The organism is Parabacteroides sp. AF17-3 (genome assembly GCF_003635445.1).
Taxonomy (GTDB): domain Bacteria; phylum Bacteroidota; class Bacteroidia; order Bacteroidales; family Tannerellaceae; genus Parabacteroides; species Parabacteroides goldsteinii.
Window position 1 is genome coordinate 190,768 of record NZ_QTMM01000009.1, and the last position, 26,291, is coordinate 217,058.

A 26,291-nucleotide genomic window follows, 5' to 3' on the forward strand; every position below is an offset into this window, starting at 1 on the left:
CTTTGCTTTTGTTATGAGAAATGGAAAGATTATAGTAGTGGACGATAATGAGGCGGTGCTTAAAACATTGCGGATGATTCTTTCGCGTGAATTTAAGACGGTGGTTTGTGCTTCGGTGCCGACTTTGCTGCCTGCTTTGCTTCGGGAAGATGATGTGGATGTTGTCCTGTTGGATATGAATTTCGGAACCGGGAAGCAGAGCGGGGGAGAGGGACTTTTCTGGCTGGACCGTATCCGTGAACGTCCGAATCCGCCGGAAGTCGTGTTGATTACTGCTTTTGGTGATATCGAACTGGCTGTCTCTTCCCTGAAAAAGGGAGCGGCGGATTTTATCGTGAAACCCTGGGATAATGATAAACTCTTGTCGACTGTTATCGCTGCCTGGGAATCCCGTTCCGGGAGAAAACGAAATTCCTCTCGAAAGGAATCGGAATTTCTTTCGGAAGAAACAGATTCTGTCGTTACATTGCTTGTCAACTCCCTGCTCCGGAAATATGCAACGGCTTATGGGAAACCTTTTCCCGGAATTACTCCCGATGCATTGCATAAGTTGTCGGACAGGATGCTCAATGGTGACCTCAGTCTTTTGCAGCAGACCATCGAGCGTGCCGTGCTTCTTTCAAATTCATCCGTGCTCGATAGTGATGACTTTTATATGGACGTTCCTCCTGTAACTGTTTCCCATCCGGTTACTTTGGAAGAGATGGAGAAACAGTTTATCAGTGAAGTGCTGGCAGAGAAAAAAGGAAATCTGACACTTTGTGCCCAGCAACTGAATATCAGTAGGCAGACACTTTATAATAAGATGAAGAAATATAACCTTTAGGAAATAACAGGCTGATATGTCAAAATAATACCGGAAAGACGATGGCAAGTGACCTGCATCTTTCCGGTATTTAATTAGGTGAAGTCGTGTTTATTTCCTGATACCTTGGATTGTTTTTGTTGTCCGGTCTGTTGTCATTCTGAAGAAATATACGCCTTGAGGGAGAGAACCTGTATGAATTATATTTCCCGGATGATGTATCTTTCTGACCAGTTTCCCGTTGCTTGCATAGATTTCCAGCAATTTGACTTGCTGGTTATGAATGATATTCACCTGATCGCTGAACAGGTTGGGTTGAATACTTACTTCCTCTTCCCTCTGTATCTGTTCATTATCGACGCTGGTGTCGGTATCGATTGTAACCGGTTGGCTCTTTTTGTCGTTGTAAAGGGCATATACCTGATAAACAGGAGCGTTAGCCGGTATGTTTTTATCGGTATACTGTGTGCTTGAGGCCGGTAAGGTGGCCAATTCCAATTGGTCGCGGTTGATTTGATAACCTATCGGTTCCGTAAAATCGGTAATCAGGAATCCTTCCGGCGACGAAGAGGCAATCTCTGATCTTATGATTGTCATTTTAGTGCTTTTCACCGGATTAAGTGCTTGTTTCTTTGCACTTAACAGTGAAGCACTATTTGTCAGTTCTCCTTCTTCCGAAGTTACGACGAATGAAATGCAGGAGTTGGCATCCAGCTCTTCGGTCGGGAATGTTGCCCACTTTTTGTCGCTCATTGCATAGATATTCCCTTTTCCGTCGATGGCTGGCCCTTCGTCGGCAAAAGCCGGAAAAATCTTTTTATTATATTCTTTGGCATGAATAGCTACAATCAAATCCTGACCGGCATCTATAGTGAAAGGCTTTTTTAATGTAATAGCATTCGTTTTCTGGTATTCAATATCTGTCAGATCTTCTTCATATATCCGGTTTCCCTGTTCTATATAAACGGCGTACGACACATTTTCGACCGGAGTGAAATAAACGGTAGTGATCGTCTTTTTGTGAATTGGTGTCAAATCATTCGTATCCCATCTCTGACCATAATAAAAAGGATCGCCTAATCCAAACTGAGAAACTATCCCTTGATCTCCCCAGCCGATAATTTGTTGATATATGGGTGCTTTCCATTCCAGTTCGATATTTCCGTCTGTCGTTTTCCGGGCTGTCAGGTCCGTCGGTGCCATTAAGCCGGCTTCTACTGTTTGGCCGTCCTGCGACATACCGGCAAGATATGTCGTTCCTGTATTCTGAGGATCCAGCCAGATATCCATACGCTCTTTGCTGTTTTCGCTGAATTTGTTCCAATGAAAAGAAAATTTACCGTACAGGTTTAGTCCGTTGGGGTTTTCACAAGAAGAATTACCTCCGCTCAATGTTCCTATAATCAGACCTTTGTCGTTGAAAAGCGGAGAGCCGGAAGATCCACCTTCCGTTACCGCATGACCGTTGGCCGTTTCATCGAAGGTGGTGTTCCAATGGGCATTCCTTGCTCCGGTTTGCTTTGTATCCGCATTGCTCCAGGTGACAGATTCAACCGGATATTTTCCATAGGTGGAAATCTTTTTATAATCTCCTGAAGGGTGATGGATGCCGACTCCTGAAGGCGATGGCGTACCTGTCCGGTCCCAGCCATTGAAGAAAACATCATAATTATCGGGAATGTTCTCGTTCAGTAACAACAACAGACCGTCGGAACCATTCTGAATAGGGATCGCAGCTTTACGGGTACAACCAACTATTGGTTCATACCTATTCCCGGACGAACTGTTGTCGCAGCCAGTGCGTTCCATATGAAAAAAAAACATCCATTCCTGTAATTCTTCGTCTGTCGCCTCTCCTAAACCGTCCATTGTCTGCGAACAGTGGTAAGCGGTCAGGATATAAGGCTTCTTATCTTTTGCCGTATTATTAACCAGCGATCCGGAACAGATAAAGTATTGTCCTTTTATCAGCTGGATTGTATGGCACACGCCTTTTTGTTGTAATTGCCAGTCATCTCCTTCTTCACAGTTGATGTTCACCATGCAGGGACCTGATAATTCTTCTTGGGCGCTTTTCGTTCCTTTTGTTACGTAAAGATGGTTGTATCCATATCCTATGCCGCTGATCCGTAATAAAGGTTCCTTATCCGACGCAGCCGGTACGTATTCCAGTGTAATTTTATCACCGGCAATCGGTTCGGTAGCAAAATGTCCGTTTTGGGGATGGGTACGGGTTGTATAAGCACCCAATACCTGGCTTTTATCTGCATTATAAATAAATAATTTGCCGCCTTCCGGAATGTAAAAATCGGAGTAAGACAAGATCAATGCAATAGCTCCTTTTGCTTCGAGATGCAGTTGCCATACTTTTTGTCCGTCGGGTAAAGTCCTCCAATTTCCACTGTTGGATATACTCAAATCTGTTTCGATCCGTTTGGCAATCGCTAAAGGAGCACCTTGGCTTACCCGCCAAGCATCGACAACTTTAAGGTCTTCAACACTGAAGTTTACCGGGATCTGTACAGGCTGTTCCGTACTTTTCAGATTGGTCATAAACTGAAAACTCGGCGGAAGACCTCCTTCACTGATTTGTGCATGCAGAAATATCGTTGGAAAACAACAGAGACAAAGAATACCTGCTATTAACCGAATGGAATGGTAATAGTAATGATTCATCTTATTTGTAATATAATACTAGTTTTTTTTGTTGCGTTAAAAATAAGAATTATTTATTTAACCACAATCATCACATACTGATTTTCCTGTATTCTCTTGTTGTCAAGGAGATCCAGCAGTTTTTGCTGTTTAGGCGAGCCGGTTCGTTCTACGTTCATACGCATTTCTGTCAGTGTACGGATCATATAAAGATAACCGTCTGTTTGTCCGTCCGGCCAGAAAGTGAGTCCGCCGTCCAGGTCGTTGACAAATCCCTGTCCTCTACGCGGAAGGACATACGTTTTACCTTCATCTTTCATATAAACAGCCTGATAACTCAGTGTCGGTTTGTACTCATATTCAAATCCCAGCCAGCTTACGAGCTTTGGACCTTTCTTTTGATACAGGCCCATGAATAAACCTTTTGAGTTTTCATATAAAGTACGCAACCATATCTTCTCATCCGTAACTTCTTGTTTTTCTGCATAGTCAGTCAGGATGCCGTATTTCCCGAGATTCAGATTGTACAAAGGTACAACAGTCTGCGGATCACGCATCTGGAATACGGTATCACAGAACGGTATCATAAAAGTCATTTGATCCTGTGCCTCATTCCAATAGGCTGTCTGGAAGAATGGGATATTATCTGTTTGCGATTTGGAAAGTGTCGATTTATCCTTTAAGGTGAACTTCCCGAGCGTTTCGCCTGCCAGGTTAAAAGTCAGCATGCAGTTCGGAACACCGCTTGTGTCTTCATAGTGGCTCAACATATATCCGTCGGATGAGAATCCCAGTAATTTATCTTTTCCCAGGTTGATTGTGTATTTCTTTTCCACTGTTTCAGGAAAAACATACCGGGTGATTGTCAACATCGTATCTAGTGGAGGCAGTTCAATGATTTGTGGGTCGCAAAGCTCCTGGCTTCCTCTGGTTTCCACATCTTTACCGCTCATGGCACAATACATGCGGGTTGTCTTTTTGTCATAAAACAGATTATGCCCGTTCATTTCATTATTCCATTTATAGGCCAGTGCCTTGAAACCGTATCGTTTACTTGGCCTTCCTATTTTCCGGTAATAAAGCCGCGGGTTGTTGAACGTGATGAAAGCATTGCTGTCAGGTATGGAAATAGCTTGCTTTACCGTAAAGTTACCGTCTCCGACAATATAATAATCTATTTCCGAAGCGATCTGGCTTAACTTCAATGGTTGCTTTTCGCCATCGAGGGCACTTTCCAAATCTATATGGGTAGGAGCAACAGAATAATCGACTTTCCCTTCATATTTAGGGGGAGTGATTGGACGGGTGCTCTTTCCTTCTTTTTGTTTACAGCCGCTTAGTGTACCGAGACATACAGCACAGGTGGCAATCAGAATATATAATGTTTTCATGATACCGGTTTTTTTAATTGATTGCCTCAAAAATAGGTATTATTTATTGATTTGTATTCATTAAATACGATTTTATCGTTTATTTACGAATAAACAGTAATAATGTTGCATGCTAATGATTTAATAGTTTTATTTGACGACAATCATCACATTCTGATTGTCCGGCAGATCACTGAGGAAGTTTTTAAGAGTTTCCTGTTTAGGGGAACCGGTTAGTTTAATTCCTTTTTTCAGTTCACCGGCCGGCCGGATCATGTACATATATTCATCTGTTTGACCATCGGGCCAGAAAGGCAAGCCTCCGTCCAGGTCGTTTATCATTCCCCGGGCTGTCAGTGGTAATGCTTTGGTCTGACGTTTATTTTTCAGATAAACCATTAGGTAATCTTCGGATGGAAAATCCTGGTTCTGCTTGTCTTTGTTGTCCAGCCATCCGGATTTATTACTTTTACCCTCCCTGTGAACTTTCAGGAATACGGCTTGCGAATTTTCCCGTAAATTATCCACCCATGCTTTATTACGTTTATCTCCTCTATTAATCACATAGGTTGCCGGTGCCTTGTATTTGCCTAAATGAATGGCATAGACCGGAGCAATGGTCTGCTGATCCAGCAGTCGGTAAATCGTATCGCAATAGGTCGCTGAAAATGTCGGTTTGTTATCATACAGATACGATGTATGGAAGAGTGTGAAATTGTAAAAGTTATCGCTTTTAATAGTACCAATGGAATCGATCCCGAAATAAAAATGGCAGAGAGTATCGCCTTTTAAATTGAAAGTGTTGACTCCATAGTCAAATCCGGTCCCAGGGTAAAAGAAGCGGCCGACAGACATTTCCGGAGTGAATATCTCTACCCAGTTTTTCAGAAGACGGCGGTTTGGCAATGAGTCCGGATACAGATAATGCACCCTGGCCAGGACACTGTCCAACGGAGGAAGTTCTCCTATATATTTGGTTGAATATCCGGTTTCCTGATTCAGTTTCTTTAATTGTACGTATAACCGGGTAGTCTTTTTATCATAAAACAGGTTATTACCCGATTCATTGTCCCGCCAATTACTATATTCTGTTTTCAATCCGACCCGTTTCCGTTTTTTCCCTTGCCGGTAAAGGTATAGTTTCGGCTTGTTGAGGGCAATGAAACCACCCTCAACAGCGACAACTTCGGTCACTGGATATTTATCGTCGCCTACCTGATAATATTCGATGGTCGATGCCACTTCACTTAACCGGACAGGAGATGATGTGGAAATAGCTGATTCGACATCTATTTTAGCTGTAGGTGTTGAATGGTCATACCTGGCTGTATATTTCGGACTGGCAGGCTGGTAAGCAGTTTCTTCAGTAGTAGAGGATTCTGTTTCATTTTTTTGCTTACAACCGGATACAAGTATCAAAAGAGTAAAAAACAAGCAATATGAGATGTTCTTTTTCATAATTATTTCTTTTTATTTCTTCAGGCGACCCAGAAGAATATAGTTATTATCGTTTTCATTTATAGAGATAAGCATTTTTTTCAGAGCAGCCTCTTTATCCGGAGACAGATCCTTTGTTTTCAGTGCATTTTGTAGCTCTGTTTGTAAATTTCCCGGATCCATATTCAGAATGAAATACCCATTTCTGAAATTGGGAAAAGGAGGATGATGTCCATCGAAACTTCTGAGCGGTAATTCGGTATTTCCCAGAAAATCGTTTATCAGATGCATGTATGCCCCCTTCAGGGTCTGTTTGTCAATTATATAATATGCGGGATTAGCAGAGTCAAACATATACTTTGAAACTTGAATTGTAGAATAAGTATAGCACAGAAAATGATTGCTCAGTTCCTGAAAACCATGTTCAGGAACTGGGTCTTCAGAAAACTCTGTGACAAACTTTGGGCGTAAACGGTTATTTTGGAAATCATAGTGATAGAACGTATCTGTCCGTGCCGGCATCACATATCGGATCATTACATCGAAAGCTGAAGTATTACCTCCGGAAATAATTTCTGAGTTATAGTCATAAACAGTCCGGTCTCCCGGTTCGATGAATGCTTTTCTTTCTCCCAGGAAATCCTGTGTCCAGGCAATAGCAGGTAATCCGGGAAATGGGAGTAGGACGGCTGCAATCAAATTGCTGTCCAAAACATGAATTTTTCCTTTGGGAACACGTAAACATAAAGGGATCGGAGGAAGAGAATTACCTTTCAGGTCATATACCAGCAATTGACTACTGGTCCAGGGCAACAAATAAATCCGATCGTTTTTTTCATCAATCTGAGCGTCATAAATTGTTTGGTATTCTCCCGGCCCTTGTCCGATAGAACCGATCATAGTAATGAAATTCCCTTTGCGATCGAAAAGCTTGAACGGATTTTGCTGCTTGTTCCATACGAGGATATAGTTTTCGGAAATAACTGTTTGCTGGTCTCCGACAAGTGCTTCGTTTTTATTATCCAGACGGATTATTTCAAAGTCATCGACTAGCAAACTTAAGGGAATCCGGATAGTATCCTTTAATAGTTTTTGATCGCAAATAATGACGGAATCGTCTCCTATTTGCTTAATGGAACCAACGGCAGGACAGGTGTCAAGTGTCTTGTCATTGGAGGTCTTGCATGAAATAAGAGAGAACAGAATTATAAAACCAGACAAAGTTCTGGCAATTCCTCTTTTATATTTCAGGTGATTCTTGTTTATCATATCAGGTGTACTAATGTTTTAATTTGGCTAAAATGATGATATTATTATCATTTTCATGTATTGACTCTGCCAATGTAGTCAATTCTGCTTTTTCTTCTTCTGTTAATTTGTTAGACTTTAGAGCATTTTCTAACGTGCTTTTCAGGTTAGCCGGTTCTATATTCTGGATAAAGTAGCCATTATAAAAAGAGAAAATAGGCCAGCCGATTTCCGTGTATCCCAGATAATTATTATATAATCGGAAAAAAGCTCCTTTTCCAGTTCTTTTGTCTACAATATAATAGCTGGGAGATGATGATACAAATGAAGTAGCTGATACTTGTTTCGGATAGGAAGCCTCTCCTATATAATGGTTCGGAAGTTCGATATAGCCGTGCCAGGGGATCGGGTCTTCACTGAAATTCATGGTGAAGGTTGGAGACAAGCGGTTATTGCGGTAATCGTAGCGGTAAAGGCTGTCGACGCGTGTTGGTACGATGCAGAGGATATTTACGTCAAAAATACCCGGTACATTATTATATGTACAGACCTCATTACTGTAATCTTGCGGTGCAGCGAGATGGCCGGGTTCGATATAGTCTTTCCTGTTCCCGTGAAAATCCTGTGTCCATGCTACTGCCGGCATGTCGGGGAATGGAAGTAGAACAACTGCAACCGTCGAATCCTGAAGGTCTACATGGAAAGTGCCTTTGGGAGCCCGCAGACAAAGTGGTATTGTAGGTTGGGGATTACCCTTCAGGTCATAGACCTGTATTTGGGCACTTTGCCAGGGCAATATATAAATTCGGTCGTTTTCTTCGTCTATATTAGCGTCATAAACATTCAGGTATTCGTTGGGGCCTTGTCCGTATGATCCGATCGTTGTCAGGAAGTTTCCTTTTCGGTCGAAGAGTTTGAAAGGATTTTGTTTGTTGTTCCATGCTAATAAATAATTATCGGAAACGATTACGCGTCCTTCGCTGATCAGCGCTTCATCCCGGTTGTCCAGATGAATGATCTCTGGTTTTTCCGTAAGATAAGTGAGTAGAAGGTGTATGGAGTCGGTCAGTAATTTCTGATCGCATGAAAGAACCTGGTCATCCCCCACCTGTACAAAAGTACCGACAACGGGTGAGTCTTCCAATCCGTTATTGAATGATGATTTATTGCCACTTTGACACGAGACTATCAATAGTAAGCAAAGTAAACCAGTAATAAGATTTCCTACCTTCTTCATAATGTTGCTGTTTTAGAATGATGTTTGATGCAAATATATCCTTAAATGTTGATAACAGACTAGAAAGTCAGTTGACATTTTAGATAATACTGAAAGGGGTAACGGGCAGATATATAGATGTTTACTATCTGATCGTAGTAAAAATGAATTGACATTTCCTCTTTAGCAGTTTAGAACGCATTCAAAAGATCATCCAGAGACAGGTTATCATCCTCAACTCCGAACTTCTCCCGTTTCATACGTGCTTTCTTTTGGCTGATGGCCGAAGGAGTGATATAATAGATGGAGGCAAGGTCTTTCGTGCTGATCCCGCTTTTCAACAGGCAACAGAAGGCGATGTCTTTTGTACGGAGTAACGGATAAGTTTTTTTTAGTCGTTCGGCAAAGCCGGACCAGATATTATTCACAGTTTCGATCAATTCGTCTATCTCTTCCGATGTTAACCTCGATTTGTTATCATCTGTGTTTTCTTTTGCTTTTCCGGAAAGGGAAGGAATCTTTTGGGATGCGGACAGACGGCGGAACAACTGTTCACGTAAAGCCGTAGCTCTTTCACGCAAGGATATCAATTCCCGTTCTTTCTCTAATTGGGCGACCTGGTTTTTTAGTTCCTGTTCTTTTAATTGTTGTTCGCCGATGATTTTCTTTTTCCGGAGACGGTTGTAGACAATATACCAAAGGGTACAGGCTGTAATCAATATCAGACATAATGAAAGGAGGTAGATATCTTGTTGCTTCTTTTTGAGTTTTAATTGGTTATTTTCATTTTTGAGCAGTTCTTCCTGATATCGTTGTGTCATTATCTGTGATTCGGCATCACCGGATATGTTGCTGAAACTTCCTTCATAGTTTTTCCAGGCGTAGTATATTTGTTCGTCTGTTTTGTTTTTTTCATATAGCCGGGCCAATAGTTGATAGGCACGGGTTGCAACATAGGTGTTTGTGCTTTGTATTGCTTTCTGTAGGTAAACCCTTGCCGAATCGGTTTCGCCGGATGCAATGTATATTTGGGCTTGAGTAAGCATATGATATGGATAACTAGTCCGGGTGTTACATAAACTCTGACTTGCTTTCAATGCTTCCGTTGCGTTTCTAATATTTCCCTTTTCTTTTTCAATTTCGCTTATTTTTTGATAGAAAAAGGCTGTTTGTTCCCTTGATTCGATTTCCAGTGATTTCCGGATGGCTTTTTGGTAGTAGATGATTGCACTGTCGGTTTGTTCTGAATATCGATATGCCTGTCCGATTTCTGCTAATACTTCTGCCTGGTAAGCGGCAGGGATAAAGGCACTGTCTTGTAATGACAGTCTATGCTGCTGCAATGCCTGTTTTGCGTTGCCTTTGTACAGAAGGGCAAAACCGCTGTATTCGTATAATCTGGTTCGTACTACAGGATTTGTTGCAAACGGAATACCCAGGGTAAAGAAGGAGTCAGCCCGCATATAGTTCGCCGTTTGCATATTGATAAACCCACTCCAGAAACAAGCATTCGAGGTATTGACCGAATCATTGTTGGCAATGAAAATATCAATAGCTTTTGTGAGCAGGGAGTCTGTCCGTATGGCCTGACCTTTGCGGAATCCAGCAATAGTCTGAAACAGATCGTATTTCGCTTTAGGATAATCGGCCAGCTGGTCAGGGTTCTTTATCTTCTCCAGAAATATTAATGTACTGTCCGGCTTTTTGTCCAGATAATTTTCAGCCTGTTCCAACCAATACTCTGTTTGTCCGCCCGTACAGGCCGACAAACAGAGTATAGATTGTATAATTAGTAGCCAAAAAGTATTTTTCATGGAGATACCGGTTATTTGAAGCAAATGTAATGCTTTTAGTATCCCAATTCAAATTCCTGATCGACTGCCGGAACTCCTTCGTCCATCCATTTGGGCATTGGTTGCTTGTTCAGGTAATGCTGGAAGAACTGATACATACGTTTCTGGAAATCTATCCGGTTTGCCAGACGCATCGGCCAATGAATTTCTCCGGTATAATTGAGTAGCCATACTGGTTTTTGCAAACGTTTGAGTGCTACAAAATATTCTATTCCCTGATACCAGGGTACATGACCATCGTTGTCGTTATGCATGATCAGGATGGGAGTTTCTACTTTATCCATGGTAAACAACGGAGAGTTTTCCATATATTGCAATGGGGAATCCCATAAAGTTCCGCCGATACGGCTTTGTCCGTGTTCATATTGGAAAGAACGGTTCAGCCCTGATCCCCAACGGATTCCACCGTAGGCACTGAACATATTGACGACCGGAGCTCCCGATTCGATAGCGGCAAACAGGTTTGTCCGGGTAGCAAGATAAGCAACCTGATATCCGCCCCAGCTATGACCTTGTGCACCGATTGCTTTTTCATTTACATATCCTTTGGCTATTAATGAGGTAATACCCGGCATGACACAGTTGAAACAGCTTTCTCCGGGATAACCGTCTACATAACGTACATCCGGATTGAAAATGATATAACCATTACTGGTATAGAAATGGTAATCAATCGTGGAACGATGCGGTTCCGGCATATGGTAAGCATAAAGCGTTTCCGAATTACGTTCGTAGAAGTTTACGATTACCGGATATTTTTTGTTCGGGTCGAAGTTCTCCGGTTTATAGATAACTCCTTCCAAAGGTGTTCCGTCCAGAGAAATCCAGGAGACGAGCTCGGCTGTACCCCAATTCAGATTTGCTTGTTGTTCTTCTCCGTGGGTAAGCTGGATGGACTTTTTGAAACTAAGGTCAGAAAGCCTTATATCCGGATATTGCTCAAATGTTTCGGAGGTATAGATCACTGCATCCGAATATTTCGCTTTGATGGGTGTTTTCAGCATGAAGTTTCCGGCCAGCAGGACTTTCGGTGCTTTGGGGGCAGAGAGATGGGCACTGTAATATCCGGAACCTTTTGTTTTTTCATTGAACACTTGTAATAACTGTGACTTTGTTATATCAATGAATTTTTCTTCTTTATCTAATCTGATCAATCGATATGAAAGTTGTTCCTTTCGTCCGTTTACTGTCAGGTTTACAGGAGCGACTTCTGCTGTAGGATCAAATTTCCAGATATCATAACGGTCGTATATCAGGAGGTTACGATCATCAGCTGTCCATCCGGCCAAACCGTGGGGTGAGGGATAGTCCGGGACGTCATTGTCTTCATCCCAGGCGGTAAAGGTTGCGGGAGTTGTCAGACGGTATTCTTTTCCGTTTGCCAGGGAATAGGTATACCAGGAACTGTCTTGCGCACAATACCAATAAGCATATGTCCCTTTGGGGGAAAGTTGCATATTGCTGTTGCTTGCTTTTTTTATTTGCTGGCGTTCTCCGGTTTGAAGATTAACTGTATAGATATCATAACGGCCTCTGCCTTCCCACATCTGTTCCGTTGCATAGGGTTGGTTTGTCGATAGCAGGGCGATCGGTGCATTACCTTCATCGGCTGTGATCAAATGAGGGATTTCCTTGTCTGCCAGTTGGAAGAGGGTGTTGCCGGAAATGTTATAAACGGCAGTGTAAGTCTTTTTCAGGTCTTTTTCTTTATTATATACTTGTTGAGTATATTGTACACCTTCATCCCATTTCCAGATTTGTACGTCGGGACGATTTTCTGCCAGTACGGTAGTATCTTTTTGCATGGGAGCCGGTGCTGTTCCGAAGAAAATACGTTCAGAGTTCTCTGAAAAACGGATGTCACCGTTTTCGCTGATCACCCAGCCTTTGGGTATGAAGTTTTGTCCCTTATCAGCAACGATGCGGGCTCGGGTATTATTTTCTGCCAGATAAAGTGAAAATTGCGTATTGGTTGAGTCTTTATCCGGACAATACAGGAATGCTATTTTGTCGCCGGTTTTATTGAATGTCGCTTTTTTAATTACACCTTTACCTTCAAAAATAACGGTATGCCCTTTCTCCGGAGTAAATGTGGATAAGGTGGAATCTGTCGTGTAATATAGAATGTTTTCTTTTTTAGCGAACCCGAACTCCTTGACATCGGCAAACCGTACCTCTTTTGCTCCGTCCAGCGAACGCACATGGAGTACAGTATCTGATTTACTCTCTCTTTTATAGGCAATCCAGTCTGCACTCTCAGAAAGTTTATATGATTTCAGGGAGTCTATCGTTTCTTTTTTGTCTGAGAGATTGAAGATGACGAGTTCATCCAACGGCATATCTTCTTTTTTGGTCTTTTTCAGTTTCAGGGCTTCTACTTTTTCAAGTTCCGGCTTCCTGGTAACCAGCAGGTAACCGGAAGATGCAGAAAATTCTGCCTGTGCGGCCGGAAGAAAAGAAGCTGTCATTTCTCCTTTGGCATTGTACACGAAAATACTGGCATCTCCCCACCAGGGTTCCATCTTACAGGCTACCCATTTCCCGTCGTGGGAGATTTTTTGTTCCGTAATACGTTTCCAGCTAACCATTTCATCGAATGTCATCGCTTTTTTTACTTCCTGTGCGGAAGCACTGCAATAAACACTCAGACAAATAAAAAGTACCCATTGTTTGAAATATTTCATGCCAACCATTATATATGTTATGTTTGTGAATGCAATATTACGACTTTTTGATTTTACCGCAAAAAAAAGCGGAGACCATTACCTGATCTCCGCCCTTATAAATAGTATATTCCGGATTTTCTTATTTAGCCAGTTCTTTATCGATCATCTCTTTCATCTTGTCCACTCCCATGAAACCGACCTGGAAGTGAACTGGAGTACCGTCTTTTGCCACTACCATGTAAGAAGGGACACCATTGATACCGAATTTCTTTCCCCAGTATTCCCATTGTTCGGCAGTAACACGGTAGTGTTCACCCTTGATGTCCGGGATCATTTGTTCCCAGGTCCCTTTCGGAGAGTTTTCGGCTGCCAGGTAGAGGAATACGACGTCTTTTCCTTCGTATTCTTTCTTTACCGGTTCTGTCTCTTTCATTGCCATCCGGCAGGGACCGCACCAGGTTGCCCAAAAGTCAACGAAGACAACTTTGCCGCGGTAAGGTGTTGTAATTGCATTGAATAATTCTTCGGATGGGATATCCGCAATGTTCACACGGTTGACGGTATAGCCGGATTTCTTTTTGTTTTCCTCTATTGTCAGTTTCAGTTTCTCATTCATTTTGATAAGTTCCTCTTTGAGTGCCGGATTCAATGTATTGGTCTTTGCCAACTCTTGTTCGTCTAAAGGACGGAACTCGCTGATAGAAGCTGCCAGTTTTTGTGCGGCTAACATATCGAAAAGAAGTCCTTTATCGGTTCCTATAATCCGGGCAATATCAGCTGTATTGTCTGGGAATTTTTCGTCTTTCTCTAGTTTGATATCTTTTCCGGTAAAGTTGGTAAACTGAAGGCCTCTTAACAAATAAGCCGCATTACCATTATAAATAAAGTAGGGATCATTGGATAACAGTTCCGGCAAGAAATTGAAATAATCCTGGGTTGCAATTGGCTTTACATAGTTGACCAGAACAGAATCTTTGGGGATTTTGTTCGTTTGCCGGTAAGCATATTCAATTGCTCTGTAACCAAGTAATTGATCAGCCAGTTCATGCTTTAGTTTCATGGCAATCAATTGACGATGTGCATCGCTGATTCCTGTCAGTTGATTTAGCTGATCGACGGCTTTCTGATATTTTTCTGTCCAATATGTTTTATATTGATCAACCGTCATTGTACTGATGTCTTTCATCATCTGATCATATTCTTCCTGACTTCTGACACTGAATGAAGGTTCTTCAACCGGATTATTGGCGAGGTCGTTGTTTATATCAGCCAATGCTCCGGTGAAATAGAACTTGTTTCCTAATGAAGGCTTGGAAGATTGTATCTTGGATTGTGCACGACAAATTTCCGGCATATTAATTTCGACAGAAGTTGTTTCTCCCGGTTTTATATAGAAACGGGTATGAACAACTGAGTTTCCGGATAATACTATACTTGAAATATGTAATAAAGGAATTTCCAGTTTAAAACTTCCATCGGGCTTAACATTTATGGTGTTCTGGTCTGCACCGGCTGTAAGAATATTGAATACCCATATAGGCAGTTCTTCATCCATCCCCGGTTTGTAGCCAATAAATTTACCGTTTAGTGTGGCAATACCTGATTTCAGTTCCGGCTTTTCCAGGACAGGCGCTTTCTCCGGTTTCTTTACGTTGGGAAAGTCTACTGTGGGTGTCTTTCCATCCAATCGTATACCCCAGATCTTGAAAGCTCCTTTGTCGTTACCTTCGATAAAATCGATTGTCTTTGTATCCTTCGGAAGGGGAGGGAAAATCAAACGGAAAGAGGCCGTACCTGATTCCGGCATCCAAAATTCCTCATTAAGCTTAATACCATCGCCGGCTTTGATCCGGTAACTTTTACCATTGGCTTCCAACGTCGTTTCATCAACGATCTTGATCCAATATTTGGGTCGGTAATAAGCGTCGACATACATGATGGTGGCTGTGTCGTTCAGAATAATTTTCTGAAATTCGAGCGTATTGGTGTTGCGTACTTCAAAAGCCGGTTGCTCCACTACGCGATCCTGAGCGTGCAAACTTGTGCAACAGAGGAATAGAGTGAGTAAACTGATAATGTGTTTCATACCTTTATTAATTTAGATTGTTAGTCTTTTATAAAACTCTTGAGTTCTTCCAGAAGAGCGTCTTCCCTATATCCTTCTTTGATTTTTAGGATAAGACCTTCCGGCGATATATAAACAAATGTAGGAAGAGATTTTAGTCCGTAGTGTGCTGCTATGCCACTCGAACCTAATCCATCAGACAATTGAAGCCAGTAATTGCTAACGGGACTTTTAGCAACTTCTTCTTTCCAGACGGAAACAGGATCTACAGATACACTGATTACGATCACTTTTCCTTTGTATTGTTCTGCTATTTTTTCTAGTTCAGGTAACGCTGCGACACAGGGACCGCAAGCCCGGCTCCAGAAATCAAGAAGAATATAACTTCCTCGGTAATCGGAGAGGTGGTGGGTTTTGCCTTCAACATCTTTTAATTCGGCATCATAGATTTTGTCTCCGGTCTTTACTGTTGATGAAATAGATAACAAGGATATTATTTCCTGTCCCAATTGAGATTGTTTTTGCTCATCAGTCAGTTTGCTATATACGGTAATAATGAAAGTCCGGACTTTAGACCTTTCAGTCTCTTTTAAATTGTTCAGTCCTGCTAGGCTCATGGAGTTGTCCGACATCGAAACCAGTTTGTTAAACTTTCCTTCTTTATAACATTTGGCTGCATTTCTTAATTCTTCCAGTCCTGCAAGTGTTATGGGATTTTTCAATATTAGTTGTAATTCTTTGTATAGGATGACTTCATCATGGATACTATTTATCTTTAGGCGCAATGAATCGAACTGCTGCCGGGGATTCGGATTTTTGCCATCGGCATTAGCCAGTATTTTCATGGCTTCGGTTGTCAAATCATGAATTTGCATTGCCTCTTTTTGAGTCGCTTCTCTGAAACGGTTTAATTCTATCTGTTCCGGGATTGGAATATCGCTTTCTGTCCTCCAGGTTTGTACATAAGGAGCTTTTCCGGTAATTTTAATGTTAGCTCCTGGTTTTACCCAAAACTGATAGCCGGTGCGGTTAACAGTGAGAAACATTTTGGTAATAGTGTCGACCTCCCTGGTTATTTTGAATTTACCATTTGTCATTGTAAAAAAGTCATCGCCCTGCATTCTGGCTGTATTTCCTTTCATTTCCGCACAACTGAGAGTAATACTGTCTGGCATATTCTGGATATCACCTTCGATTGTACATGTTTTTTGTCCATAAGCGGAAGAAACGGTTAAAAAGATTCCAAATAATAATAGACCTAGTGCTTTCATGGATAATTTGATTTGTAGTTAATGCCGGCAATGTACAAGTTTATTTGGATTTGATATACTGGAAAGTACGAATACTTCGTAGACTACAACATCTATTAACATGTTGCAGTCTACTCTTTGACTTTTGTAACATTTGTAATTAGATTACCGTCTCCGTCACCACCTGTCCGTCGAACAGGTTGATGATGCGTGAAGCATAGCCGGCATCATGCTGGCTGTGGGTTACCATGACGATGGTTGTTCCTTCCTTATTAAGTTCGTTGAGCAGGTTCATTACTTCCTGGCCGTTTTTACTGTCCAGGTTACCGGTTGGCTCATCGGCAAGGATTAATTTGGGGTTGGCTACTACGGCACGGGCTATGGCAACGCGCTGTTGCTGACCTCCGGATAACTGTTGAGGGAAATGTTTTTCGCGATGGACGATTGCCATACGTTCCATGGCCTCTTTCACTTTCTGTTTGCGTTCGGAAGCCGAAACACCCATGTAAAGTAGGGGAAGTTCTATATTTTCATATACGTTCAATTCGTCGATCAGGTTGAAACTCTGGAATACGAAGCCGATAATCCCTTTACGTAATTTTGTACGTTGTGCTTCCGTATATTTGGAAACCTCTATCCCGTTCAGGTAATATTCGCCGGAAGTCGGGTTGTCCAGTAATCCCAGGATATTCAGCAGCGTAGACTTACCGCAACCGGAAGGTCCCATTATCGCTACAAACTCTCCCTCTTTAACTTCAATATTCACCTTGTTCAAGGCCCAAGTTTCAACTTCCTCTGTACGGAAGATTTTTTCTAATGCTACTGTCTTAATCATGAGTATAAGAATTTTAATTTACTAATGAAAGAACAAAAGCTGTGCCAATATTGTAAGTGCTTGACTTGTATTGTGTTGGGATTTTAGATTCTCTTCGGAGTTGTGCATATCCGCACGGATATAGTTCGGAAACGCACTTTTAGGGAACAAGTTGTTTACAAAATATCTTCATACAGATTATATAATCTTTTCCTGAGAAACAAGACTGCATATCTTTTCCTGGAAATCAATGTATTGACCGGTATGCCGGTCGATTCTGAAATCTCCTTGAACGGAATGCCTTCCAGTTCCGTCAGTTCAAAGACGGCCCGTTGTTCGTCCGGTAATTCCAATAATGCGTGTTCCAACTCTTCCCAGACGGTAGAACGGATATAATCCATTTCCGGCGACTGGTCTTCGTCGGGCATGAGCTCCGCCAGTTCTTTCAGGAAAGTGCCGTCTTCTTCGTTGGCGGAGAGATAGGGCATTTCTTTTTCCCGGTGTTTGCGGCTGCGGTCGATGATCTGGCTGCGGGCCACAGAATATAACCAGGCGGCGATCTGTTCGATCGGACTGTCCTCCTGGTCATATTTCATGAACTGGTAGAATACGTTTTGCAGGATATCTTCACTGTCTTCTTTGGAGGACACACGCCTGGAGATAAAACCTTTTAGCTGTGCCTGGTATTTCCGGAAGATATCCGCAACCCGTGTGTTCTGCTCCGAAGCGGAGCGGTTTTGAACTATTTCTTTCATTGGGCATTATCACCTGAAGACGGCTCCTGTGTATTAAATCTGCCATTGCGGAAATCAGCCATATGTCTGCGGATATGTTCCCGGCGTTCTTCCCAAGGCATATTTTTCATCTGCTCGTGGAAGCGGTTATGCTCTTCCCGGTTACCGAAGAAAAAGCCCCCGGGATGATGACCGAAAGGACCGAAATGTCCAAACCCTCTGAACCCTCCGAATAACAGTCGGCAAAGAACCATCAAACCAAGCGCCTGCCAGTAGTTAATGACCGACCAGCCGATAACGGCCGGTATCAGCCAGTTCCACAGATACATAACTCCCAGGCTGGCCAGTGCAAACAACCCTATAAAAAATAAAAAGATGAACGCTCCTCTGAATACTCCCGGATTTCTCATTGTTATTTAATTTAATATGTTTATTACTCTGTTATTAATTCAATTGCATAGGTTTTGCAGACATCGACACAGTTACCGCAGCCTACACAGCTTTCGGGATTGACCACCGTAGCATAGCTGCAACTACCGTTATTCACCATTTTCAAAACCTCTCTCCGGCATCTCTTCACACACTGTCCGCATCCACTACACTCATAAGCAAAGACTTGTAAAGATATGACTTCTTTTCTCTTTCTTCCGAACATTTTTCGTTTCCGTTTTAATAATTAAAAATCTATTAGTAAGACATGCCTTCTATTGTTGTAGACGATTGAGCCGGAAGAATATTTTAAATAGAAATATTTTTTTGATGTATATCCGCATTAGTCAGTATATTTGTGCCGTTCAAAAGTAAAAAGTGATGAGCAATGTAAATAATGTATACTGGTTTATTTTCTTCAACGACCAGTTACTGCTTCAGAAAAAAGGTGAAACATATACAATCCCTTATAGTATCAATCCTCCTGTGCCGGTTAAGAATGTGCTGGAAGTCAGTTTATTGGAGGATATGCCGGCTTGTACGGCCTCTTTGGATACACCGCTGGAAGAAACGGCTGAATACCTTCCGATGGGTTTGCGGGCATCCTACGATTACCTCGATCCTGTCTTACATAAAATAGCCGGAAAAGCGTATGAGTTGATTTATTGGGACCAGCATAGCCGTTTTTGTCCTTCATGCGGAACGAAAACTGTCATGCAGACAACTATTTCCAAACAGTGTCCAAACTGTAAATATGAAATCTATCCGGTAGTCTCTCCGGCGATATTGGTACTGATCCGCAAAGGAGATGCTATACTGCTGGTCCATGCCCGGAATTTCAGAGGTTCTTTCTATGGTCTGGTTGCCGGTTTCCTTGAAACGGGAGAAACGCTGGAAGAATGTGTAAGACGCGAAGTTATGGAGGAGACAGGATTGGAAATTAATAATATTACCTATTTCGGGAATCAGCCCTGGCCTTATCCGAGTAACCTGATGGTTGGGTTTATAGCCGATTATGTAAGCGGCACGATCCGTTTACAGGATGAGGAATTGAGCGAAGGCGCTTTCTTCACTAAAGACAATCTGCCTGAGTTACCTCGTAAACTCAGCCTTGCGCGGAAGATGATCGACTGGTGGCTGGAACAGTAAAGTGTAAGATCGTATAACGGCATAATATGCTTATTGAGCATTATCATATTCATATTGTGCCGTGAAGTTTGATCTTGAACTGTATAATACCAGTTCGCTCGATTCGGATCGGATAAGGTTATAATTGCTATCGTATGTATTGATCACTTTTCTCAGGGCTTCGCCGGTCGGGGAGAAAGTCACTGAACGGGTATTCAATCCGTCGATAAAAGAATGCTGTGTATAGTTGATTAACTGGTTGTTTGCCATATAATGACATTCCAGTATCAGTTTGCCGACCTTATCATACGAGTGGGTCGTATAGTTTTCCAATACTCCCGAAGTCCCGTAATGCTCTTTCCGGTCAAGCATATTGTTTTTGTATTTATATAATGTATACTCCGACTGAGATATCACCGGATAATGGGTGATTTTTTTCTCTAACTTGCCATCATTCGAATAGATATATACCTGTGTCTGAAGATTGATAAATCCTGTAGAGGTATTTTTGTTCGCATTAAAATTGTTGGTCATGACCAACTGCTTATCTACGTTATATTGATAAACATTGTAACCGAGAGTATCGGTAATTGCTTCCCCTTCAAACAGGCAGTTAGAAATCCTGGATAATTGACCCTCGTCATTATATTCGTAAATCTTGCCGGAATAAGCGGAGTTGCTGGCGGGCGAAATCATCCGTTTTAACCGGGCATTGTTAAGCGACAATCTTTGGGGAACATCGTCATTTACGAATGCCACTTCCGGATTCTCGTTGACCGGAAGTTTGTCGAGATCGGAAGAGTCGCAACTGGTGATCCCGCTTATGAAAAACAGGAGGCAGACCAGTGAAGTCCATATATGTGTAGTTGCGATCGTCATTGAGGGGATGGTTTATATTTATTGGGTATCTAATGCATCGAGCCATATATCCAGGCATAATTGAGGATAGAGATAGAAACTTTCCTCCAAAGTGCCGGTTGCTCTCATCTGTTCCGCAATCTGATCGGCAATAGCCGGTTTGGATGATACGAGAATGTCACTGATGATGTTAGAGAAAAAGCTCAGTCTGCTTTTCAGGAATTTATCCATCAACAGATAATAGATATGGGGTGAGGAAGAAAGGAGAAAGTTTTTAAAATCCTTATATTCTTCCGTTTCCATATAAGTGTACGGAGAAGTTATGTGATCCATTTCGTCACATTTCTCCTGGAATAAGTCGAATTTCTCCTTAAATGTTTTTCTCTCGGATTTGGAGGATAATTTCATCCCCTGGTTAATCCTCAACCGCAGGTCGGGAGTCACCTTATACACATCCGGCTCCTGGAAGTCTTCGCTGTCGCAGGAGGTGAAGAATAGTAGTGCCAATGAGGCAAGCAAAAGTGCCAGTATCTGTAATTTAGTCATAATTGTCCGTCTTTTTTATATTATTTCTTAACCTTAAGACGCAATATTTCAAGGAAATGCTGCATCTTATCCGATTAATTTATTAATAGTCTTTAATTATAAAACGGACAAATTATGAAATACTGCATGACAAATAAAAAAAATTACACTTTAATACTGCGGATCACAGTTTGTTCGGTTTCGGCAAAGAGTTCGGCGAAGGGCTTAGCCTTCACTGGAATAGGGTCGTGGATGATGAGTTCGATACGGTTGCCGATTCCCAAAGGAAAGGAACCCCATTTGGTCATCTTCCATGAGTTGTTGATCGTGACCGGTACCATGTAGGCCGACGGTGCATATTTACAGAGGATTTTCAATCCGTTTTCGGCAAAAGGACGGGGTTTGCCTGTTTTGCTTCGTGTCCCTTCCGGGAAAATTACTGCCGAGCGTTTGTTTGTTTCAATATATTCGGCCATTACACGGATGGCTGTCAATGCCTGTTTCGGATCTTTCCGGTCGATAAGGACGGAGCCGCCGTGGTTGAGGTTGTACGAAATACTGGGAATACCTTTGCCCAGTTCGATTTTACTGATAAACTTGGGATGAACTTTGCGCATGAACCAGCAGATAGAGGTTATATCGTAGAGGCTCTGATGGTTCGAAGCAATGATCAGGGGCGAGTCGGTCGGGAGTTTCTCCAACCCGCTTATTTTGTATCTTGTTCCCAGAATATAGGTGTTGAAAACCAGGAAAAAACTCAAGACATCCACGCTCTTTTTATGTGCTTTGTAACCGAACAGGTTAAAGCATATCCACTGTACCACATGGAAGAACACCAGTGTAATCCCAAATAACAAATAATAGATGACTGAAAGCGGATACGAAATGATTTTTTCCATTTTATCCTTTAAATTGTATATTTATAAATTTGACTTTACCTTTATTAATAGGGTAACAAAAGTATAAAAAAATATTCTACTACTGTGATTACGGATAATTATTATAATATTTCTGAGTCCGCCAGCGTTGCGCATTTTTCCTTTTATGGCGTGCACTGGGCATAAAAACCTGTTGTAACATATCGTCGAACGAGATGCCGGACGGCTTTTGAGCTTCTGCACGGATTCCCGGTGAGACCTGGAAAGATCCCAGCATTTTCACTTTGGGTAACGGTTTATTCATTCCATATAACATGAATACGGCGGGAGGAAGGTCTTTCGGGTCCACTTTACGGTTTGGGTTATAGTCGGTATCTTTGGGACGTACGTATTCCGTGAAATCTTTTTGTATGGATTGTGCAGGTGATAGCTCGGGTGCCATGATCATATTTGAAGCCGGTTCTTCCGTATTGATCAGCGTACCTGACCGGATAGCTTTCAACGCTTCGGGATTCAGTTCCAGCTTCTCCTTGCCGGAGAGTATATTCCGGAGCCATACCGAGTCCTTTTCTGTCCATTGGGCATATAGGTATCCCGTATTGCTCAGGCAGATTAATAGTAATGTAATTATTCGTTTACTCATCTAAAAAGTTCAACTTCCCGTACATATTCTATTTATTGAAATGTGCGGGAAGTCGAAATACTGCATCGTATTTGGGTTTATTTAGTTTCGATGACTTCTTTTACCTTTGCTTTCATTGCATCGCCACGCAGGTCACGGGAGATAATCGTACCGTCGGGACCAAAAAGAATGATATGCGGAATACCGTTGATACCATATAGTTTGGTCGGTTTATCACCGGCATTCAGAATTTGTGGCCAGGTGATTTTAAGTTCTTCTATTGCCTTTTGGGTATTTTCTGGATTGTCCCATACGGCTACGCCTAACACTTCAAGGCCTTTGTTTTTATATTGATTGTAGATTTCTGCCAATACAGGAGTTTCGGCACGGCACGGTCCGCACCAGCTTGCCCAGAAATCAACCAGGGTATATTTGCCTTTTCCTACATAGTCGGACAGGGATACTTTGTTACCGTCTTTCATTTCGATGGTGAAATCAACGAACGGTTTTCCTTCGGCTGTCTGTTCCAAAGCGTTGAAACGTTGTATCGTTTCCTGCATATTCGGTGTGTTGCGTACTACTTCGCTCAGTTGAGGGAGTTTCGCTTTGATCTCGTCCGGCAAAAGATAACCGTCCATATAATTCAGTGCGATAGCACCGATCGGGTTATCCAGGTTTCTGTTGAAGAAACCGTCGAGCATAGACAGGTAAGCCGGTTTCCATTCATTCTGGAAAAAGTTCTTCTGCAATTCCATGCGTTCGGCTTTATCCTCTGTCTGTTTCATGAATTCCTGTCGTTTGGCATCGATCAGGGCAGACATACTGTCTTGTGCTGCAAAGAAGCGGGCGATCTCATTGTTCAGAGGGCTTCCCGACGGAGTTACCGGTTTGCCGAGGTCGAGATTGATTGTCCCGTTTTCAAGAATGAAATTGACATAATATTCACGGCTGGCATCGATACGGCAGTAAGCTGCGGTGTCCATTTTACCGGTAAAGGTGAACGTATTTCCTGTTACAACTGTGCTGTCTACATAGACGTTATTGTTGTTACGGTTATAGATATAGATCATTTTTCCGTCCAGCGAATTATCGGGGATAGTACCGTTTATGGTATAAGTCGCAGCAGGCTTTTCCGAACAGGCGGTAAAAACCAGTAGTCCGGTTAACAAAGTGAGTAAAAAGTTTGTTTTCATATGCTTGATAATTAAAAATATACGTACTCCGGTTAAATGGATATACGAAAGTAGGAAAGATTCTTTTATATCCGGCATAATTTCCCCGCATAATATTAATATTAATTCTTTTTGGGAAGTTTGCCTGTAATAGTCCCTTTATCTAAAAGTGTTTCTCCTTAATGAAACAACTGTTTCATAGTGTAGAAACAAGTGTTTCATTAGGGAGAAACACTATTCTGTCTTTATAACTTCTGCCGGATTGATACGGGCTGTTCTTAGTATCTTAACTAAAATAACGACGGCTGTAAATGCCATGATGATAAAGAAGATGCCGAACCAGAATAACGGGTTGTTGTAGTTGAAACGGATAACCCAGTTTTTAAGAGTTTCATTCGTTGCTAACCACATAACAGGAAAAACAAAAAATGTTGCGATCAGCAGTAACTTCATATATAATTTAGCGAATAATAACAAGATATTCTTTAGTGAAGCTCCGTTTATTTTACGGATAGCAACTTCCTTCTGACGGCGTTCCGTGTCTTGTGAGATAGCGGCGTAAACACCCAGTAATGTAATAATCAGACAAACAGTAGCGAAAAATGAAAATATATTACGCAGTATACGTTCCGTACTTTGCGTATGTTCGCATTCCTCTTTTAGGGTATGAATTTCCGGTTGGATACTTTCTGGTAAGAATTCTTTGATTGTCTGTTCCAGATAAGCCTTGCCCTCCTTCTCCTTTCCTTGTTGGATACGGACATAACAATTTCCCTGTCCTTTTAATACCCCGATTACCATACATGAGAAATACTCAGAGCCGTCCATGAAGCGTTCAAAAGAATTCGTGACACCATTGATTCTGTACTGTTCCGGCTTATTATTTATCTGTAGGTTCTGGTCTACCGGATTTCCTTTGATAAAATCGATGAATCTTTCGTTAACCAGGACACTTTGTTCATCCAACAGTAAAGAACCGGTAACAGGCTTAAGATGAAGGAAAGAACAAACATTCGAAGAGGCATATAAGCTGCCTCCTAATGTGTTTTTATCCATTTCTTTCAAAGAGTAATCCTGTATTCGTTGGTTGGATAATTTATCCTGTACCTCCAGAATATCCTCTATCATACTGTTTGCTTTCCATTTGGAAAGTAATACCTGATAAGTGGATTCCATATATTTGTGATCTGTGCGAACAAAAAATATCCTTTCTTTTTCAGCCTTACTAAATGTGTTGAATAGTTGTTGTTGGCCGGCTTGTGTTTGGAATGTAGCTATCGCTGCACCGGAAAGGAAAAGGAGAGCAATGACATATTGAATACCCAATAACAGGTTTCGAACCCGATGACGGGAGAAACGAATCCCTTCCATCAGAGATATCCGGTTTAACCGGACACAAACCGTCCAGCAAATGATAGCAGCTAAACAGGTACATAGTAAAAGATATTCTCCTATTTGTTTGAATAATAGTGTACTGTTGTAATCTATTTGTATGCGGAAATAAGAAAAATGTAATCCGGGAGCAATTAGTTCTGTCAGGCATAAAGTAAGTATGCCAGTGAAGAACAGTAGTAAAAAAGATTCTGTGAAAAGTAATATGAACAATTGTCTTTTGTCTTCTCCTATATTTTTACGAATACTGAATTCTTTGATACGGTTATAGAAATTACCGGTAGTGAAAGAAAAATAGTTCAATAAGGCGGATAAGAAGATCAACAGGCCGATAAAAAAGATGAATCCATATAGAAGTTTCATCCCTAATGGGTCTTTATCTCCTAAAGAAAGAGCTTTCACTGGGGCGGAACCATTAGAATAATCAGCAGTTAGTTTTAAATTATCTAATAGCTTATCTAAATCTTTTGGTCTGTGTTCCGGATGCAAAAGAGCGTATGTTTTACAACCTGTTATATCTTTAATCTGCTTTTCAAGGAAGCCATTGAGAACTGACACTGTTAAAACTTCAATCGGGTTATATGGACTGAAACTATTGTTTTTGGGAAAGTCCTCAAATATTCCACCGATAGTATATATTTTCAGGTCTTCTCCAGTTACTTTTTTACCAATAGGGTTTTTATCTCCATATATTTTTTTGGAGGCGGACTGACTAAGCAAAAGAATATTTGGTTGGCTATTTATTGATTTCAGGTTTCCTGACAATAGTTTCCTATCAAATACCTTGATGAAATTTGTATCGGTTTCTGCAACGTATATTTCATAAGGTAATGTCTTGTCTTCTGTTATTTCGAAAGAGTAGTTTTCGATATTATTAAAAGAAGCTCTGGTTAGGTATTTGATAATATCTAACTGTTTATCCCGTATTTCCTGCGCCAAATAAGCAGGAGTGCCATGTGTGAGTCTTTCTCCTCTATCAGAGACTATGACTATCTCGGCTATTTGTTTCTTATTTTTTAAGTCATTGTCTGTATCCATCCAATAACGTATCAGATAAGTACATAAAGCAAAGGATAATAATCCCACGGCAAGACCAGCTATGGAAATCAATGTTTGCCCTTTATTCTTTAGCAGGTTGCGCAAGGCAACTGTCAGATAGTGTTGTATCATGTTT

21 protein-coding genes are annotated in these 26,291 nt (G+C 41.5%); 2 read left to right on the plus strand and 19 right to left on the minus strand.

The features are described 5' to 3' along the window. The first annotated feature begins 13 nt into the window (after positions 1 to 13). Positions 14 to 826: a sigma-54 dependent transcriptional regulator gene (locus DWW91_RS13805; protein WP_199722580.1), complete on the plus strand. Its 813-nt coding sequence runs from the start codon at positions 14 to 16 to the stop codon at positions 824 to 826. A gap of 90 nt (positions 827 to 916) precedes the next feature. Here the strand turns inward: DWW91_RS13805 and DWW91_RS13810 are convergent, their stop codons facing one another. From DWW91_RS13810 to DWW91_RS13870, 13 genes are all read right to left on the minus strand, one after another. Beyond that, a complete protein-coding gene (locus DWW91_RS13810) occupies positions 917 to 3,481 on the minus strand; it encodes a T9SS type A sorting domain-containing protein (protein WP_122328055.1) in 2,565 nt (854 codons plus the stop codon). Positions 3,482 to 3,534: 53 nt separating this feature from the next. Next, positions 3,535 to 4,851: a DUF4933 domain-containing protein gene (locus tag DWW91_RS13815; protein WP_122328056.1), complete on the minus strand. Its 1,317-nt coding sequence runs from the start codon at positions 4,849 to 4,851 to the stop codon at positions 3,535 to 3,537. Between the two features lie 129 nt (positions 4,852 to 4,980). Beyond that, positions 4,981 to 6,288, minus strand: coding sequence for a DUF4933 domain-containing protein (locus tag DWW91_RS13820; RefSeq protein ID WP_122328057.1), 1,308 nt, complete (start codon positions 6,286 to 6,288; stop codon positions 4,981 to 4,983). 12 nt (positions 6,289 to 6,300) lie between these two features. Then, positions 6,301 to 7,536 (minus strand): 6-bladed beta-propeller, encoded by a 1,236-nt coding sequence (locus DWW91_RS13825; protein ID WP_122328058.1) that lies wholly within the window; start codon positions 7,534 to 7,536, stop codon positions 6,301 to 6,303. Positions 7,537 to 7,546: 10 nt separating this feature from the next. Then, positions 7,547 to 8,752, minus strand: a complete 1,206-nt coding sequence (locus DWW91_RS13830; RefSeq protein WP_122328059.1) for a 6-bladed beta-propeller — start codon at positions 8,750 to 8,752, stop codon at positions 7,547 to 7,549. Positions 8,753 to 8,922: 170 nt separating this feature from the next. Next, positions 8,923 to 10,545 carry a lipopolysaccharide assembly protein LapB gene (locus tag DWW91_RS13835; RefSeq protein WP_122328060.1) on the minus strand — a complete coding sequence of 541 codons (1,623 nt, stop codon included), beginning with the start codon at positions 10,543 to 10,545 and terminating at the stop codon, positions 8,923 to 8,925. Positions 10,546 to 10,580: 35 nt separating this feature from the next. Beyond that, positions 10,581 to 13,268, minus strand: a complete 2,688-nt coding sequence (locus DWW91_RS13840; protein WP_122328090.1) for a prolyl oligopeptidase family serine peptidase — start codon at positions 13,266 to 13,268, stop codon at positions 10,581 to 10,583. A 121-nt stretch (positions 13,269 to 13,389) separates the two neighbouring features. Then, the gene (locus tag DWW91_RS13845) at positions 13,390 to 15,336 is read right to left on the minus strand and encodes a TlpA disulfide reductase family protein (protein ID WP_122328061.1); all 1,947 of its coding nucleotides are present in this window, start codon (positions 15,334 to 15,336) and stop codon (positions 13,390 to 13,392) included. A 20-nt stretch (positions 15,337 to 15,356) separates the two neighbouring features. Continuing rightward, positions 15,357 to 16,586 (minus strand): TlpA disulfide reductase family protein, encoded by a 1,230-nt coding sequence (locus tag DWW91_RS13850; protein WP_122328062.1) that lies wholly within the window; start codon positions 16,584 to 16,586, stop codon positions 15,357 to 15,359. A gap of 139 nt (positions 16,587 to 16,725) precedes the next feature. After that, positions 16,726 to 17,400, minus strand: coding sequence for an ABC transporter ATP-binding protein (locus DWW91_RS13855; RefSeq protein WP_007655383.1), 675 nt, complete (start codon positions 17,398 to 17,400; stop codon positions 16,726 to 16,728). Between the two features lie 155 nt (positions 17,401 to 17,555). Then, on the minus strand, positions 17,556 to 18,134 hold the full coding sequence (locus DWW91_RS13860) for an RNA polymerase sigma factor (RefSeq protein WP_122328063.1): 579 nt from the start codon (positions 18,132 to 18,134) through the stop codon (positions 17,556 to 17,558). Further along, positions 18,131 to 18,523, minus strand: coding sequence for a hypothetical protein (locus DWW91_RS13865; RefSeq protein WP_007655379.1), 393 nt, complete (start codon positions 18,521 to 18,523; stop codon positions 18,131 to 18,133). The genes DWW91_RS13860 and DWW91_RS13865 overlap by 4 nt, the downstream gene beginning before the upstream one ends. Positions 18,524 to 18,546: 23 nt before the next feature. After that, on the minus strand, positions 18,547 to 18,768 hold the full coding sequence (locus tag DWW91_RS13870; protein ID WP_082207500.1) for a 4Fe-4S binding protein: 222 nt from the start codon (positions 18,766 to 18,768) through the stop codon (positions 18,547 to 18,549). A 155-nt stretch (positions 18,769 to 18,923) separates the two neighbouring features. Between DWW91_RS13870 and nudC the strand changes: the two genes are divergently transcribed. Then, positions 18,924 to 19,691, plus strand: a complete 768-nt coding sequence (gene nudC, locus DWW91_RS13875) for an NAD(+) diphosphatase (protein ID WP_122328064.1) — start codon at positions 18,924 to 18,926, stop codon at positions 19,689 to 19,691. A 30-nt stretch (positions 19,692 to 19,721) separates the two neighbouring features. Here the strand turns inward: nudC and DWW91_RS13880 are convergent, their stop codons facing one another. From DWW91_RS13880 to DWW91_RS13905, 6 genes are all read right to left on the minus strand, one after another. Next, positions 19,722 to 20,549, minus strand: coding sequence for a hypothetical protein (locus DWW91_RS13880; protein ID WP_122328065.1), 828 nt, complete (start codon positions 20,547 to 20,549; stop codon positions 19,722 to 19,724). An 18-nt stretch (positions 20,550 to 20,567) separates the two neighbouring features. Beyond that, entirely contained in the window at positions 20,568 to 21,074 is a 507-nt protein-coding gene (locus tag DWW91_RS13885; RefSeq protein WP_007655372.1) for a hypothetical protein, read from the minus strand. A 143-nt stretch (positions 21,075 to 21,217) separates the two neighbouring features. Beyond that, positions 21,218 to 21,952 carry a 1-acyl-sn-glycerol-3-phosphate acyltransferase gene (locus tag DWW91_RS13890; RefSeq protein ID WP_010801670.1) on the minus strand — a complete coding sequence of 245 codons (735 nt, stop codon included), beginning with the start codon at positions 21,950 to 21,952 and terminating at the stop codon, positions 21,218 to 21,220. 88 nt (positions 21,953 to 22,040) lie between these two features. Continuing rightward, positions 22,041 to 22,574: a DUF4858 domain-containing protein gene (locus DWW91_RS13895; RefSeq protein WP_122328066.1), complete on the minus strand. Its 534-nt coding sequence runs from the start codon at positions 22,572 to 22,574 to the stop codon at positions 22,041 to 22,043. A gap of 77 nt (positions 22,575 to 22,651) precedes the next feature. Beyond that, complete coding sequence (locus DWW91_RS13900) at positions 22,652 to 23,746, minus strand: TlpA disulfide reductase family protein (RefSeq protein WP_122328091.1); 1,095 nt, start codon at positions 23,744 to 23,746, stop codon at positions 22,652 to 22,654. A gap of 213 nt (positions 23,747 to 23,959) precedes the next feature. After that, positions 23,960 to 26,287, minus strand: a complete 2,328-nt coding sequence (locus tag DWW91_RS13905; protein ID WP_122328067.1) for an ABC transporter permease — start codon at positions 26,285 to 26,287, stop codon at positions 23,960 to 23,962. Between the last annotated feature and the right edge of the window lie 4 nt (positions 26,288 to 26,291).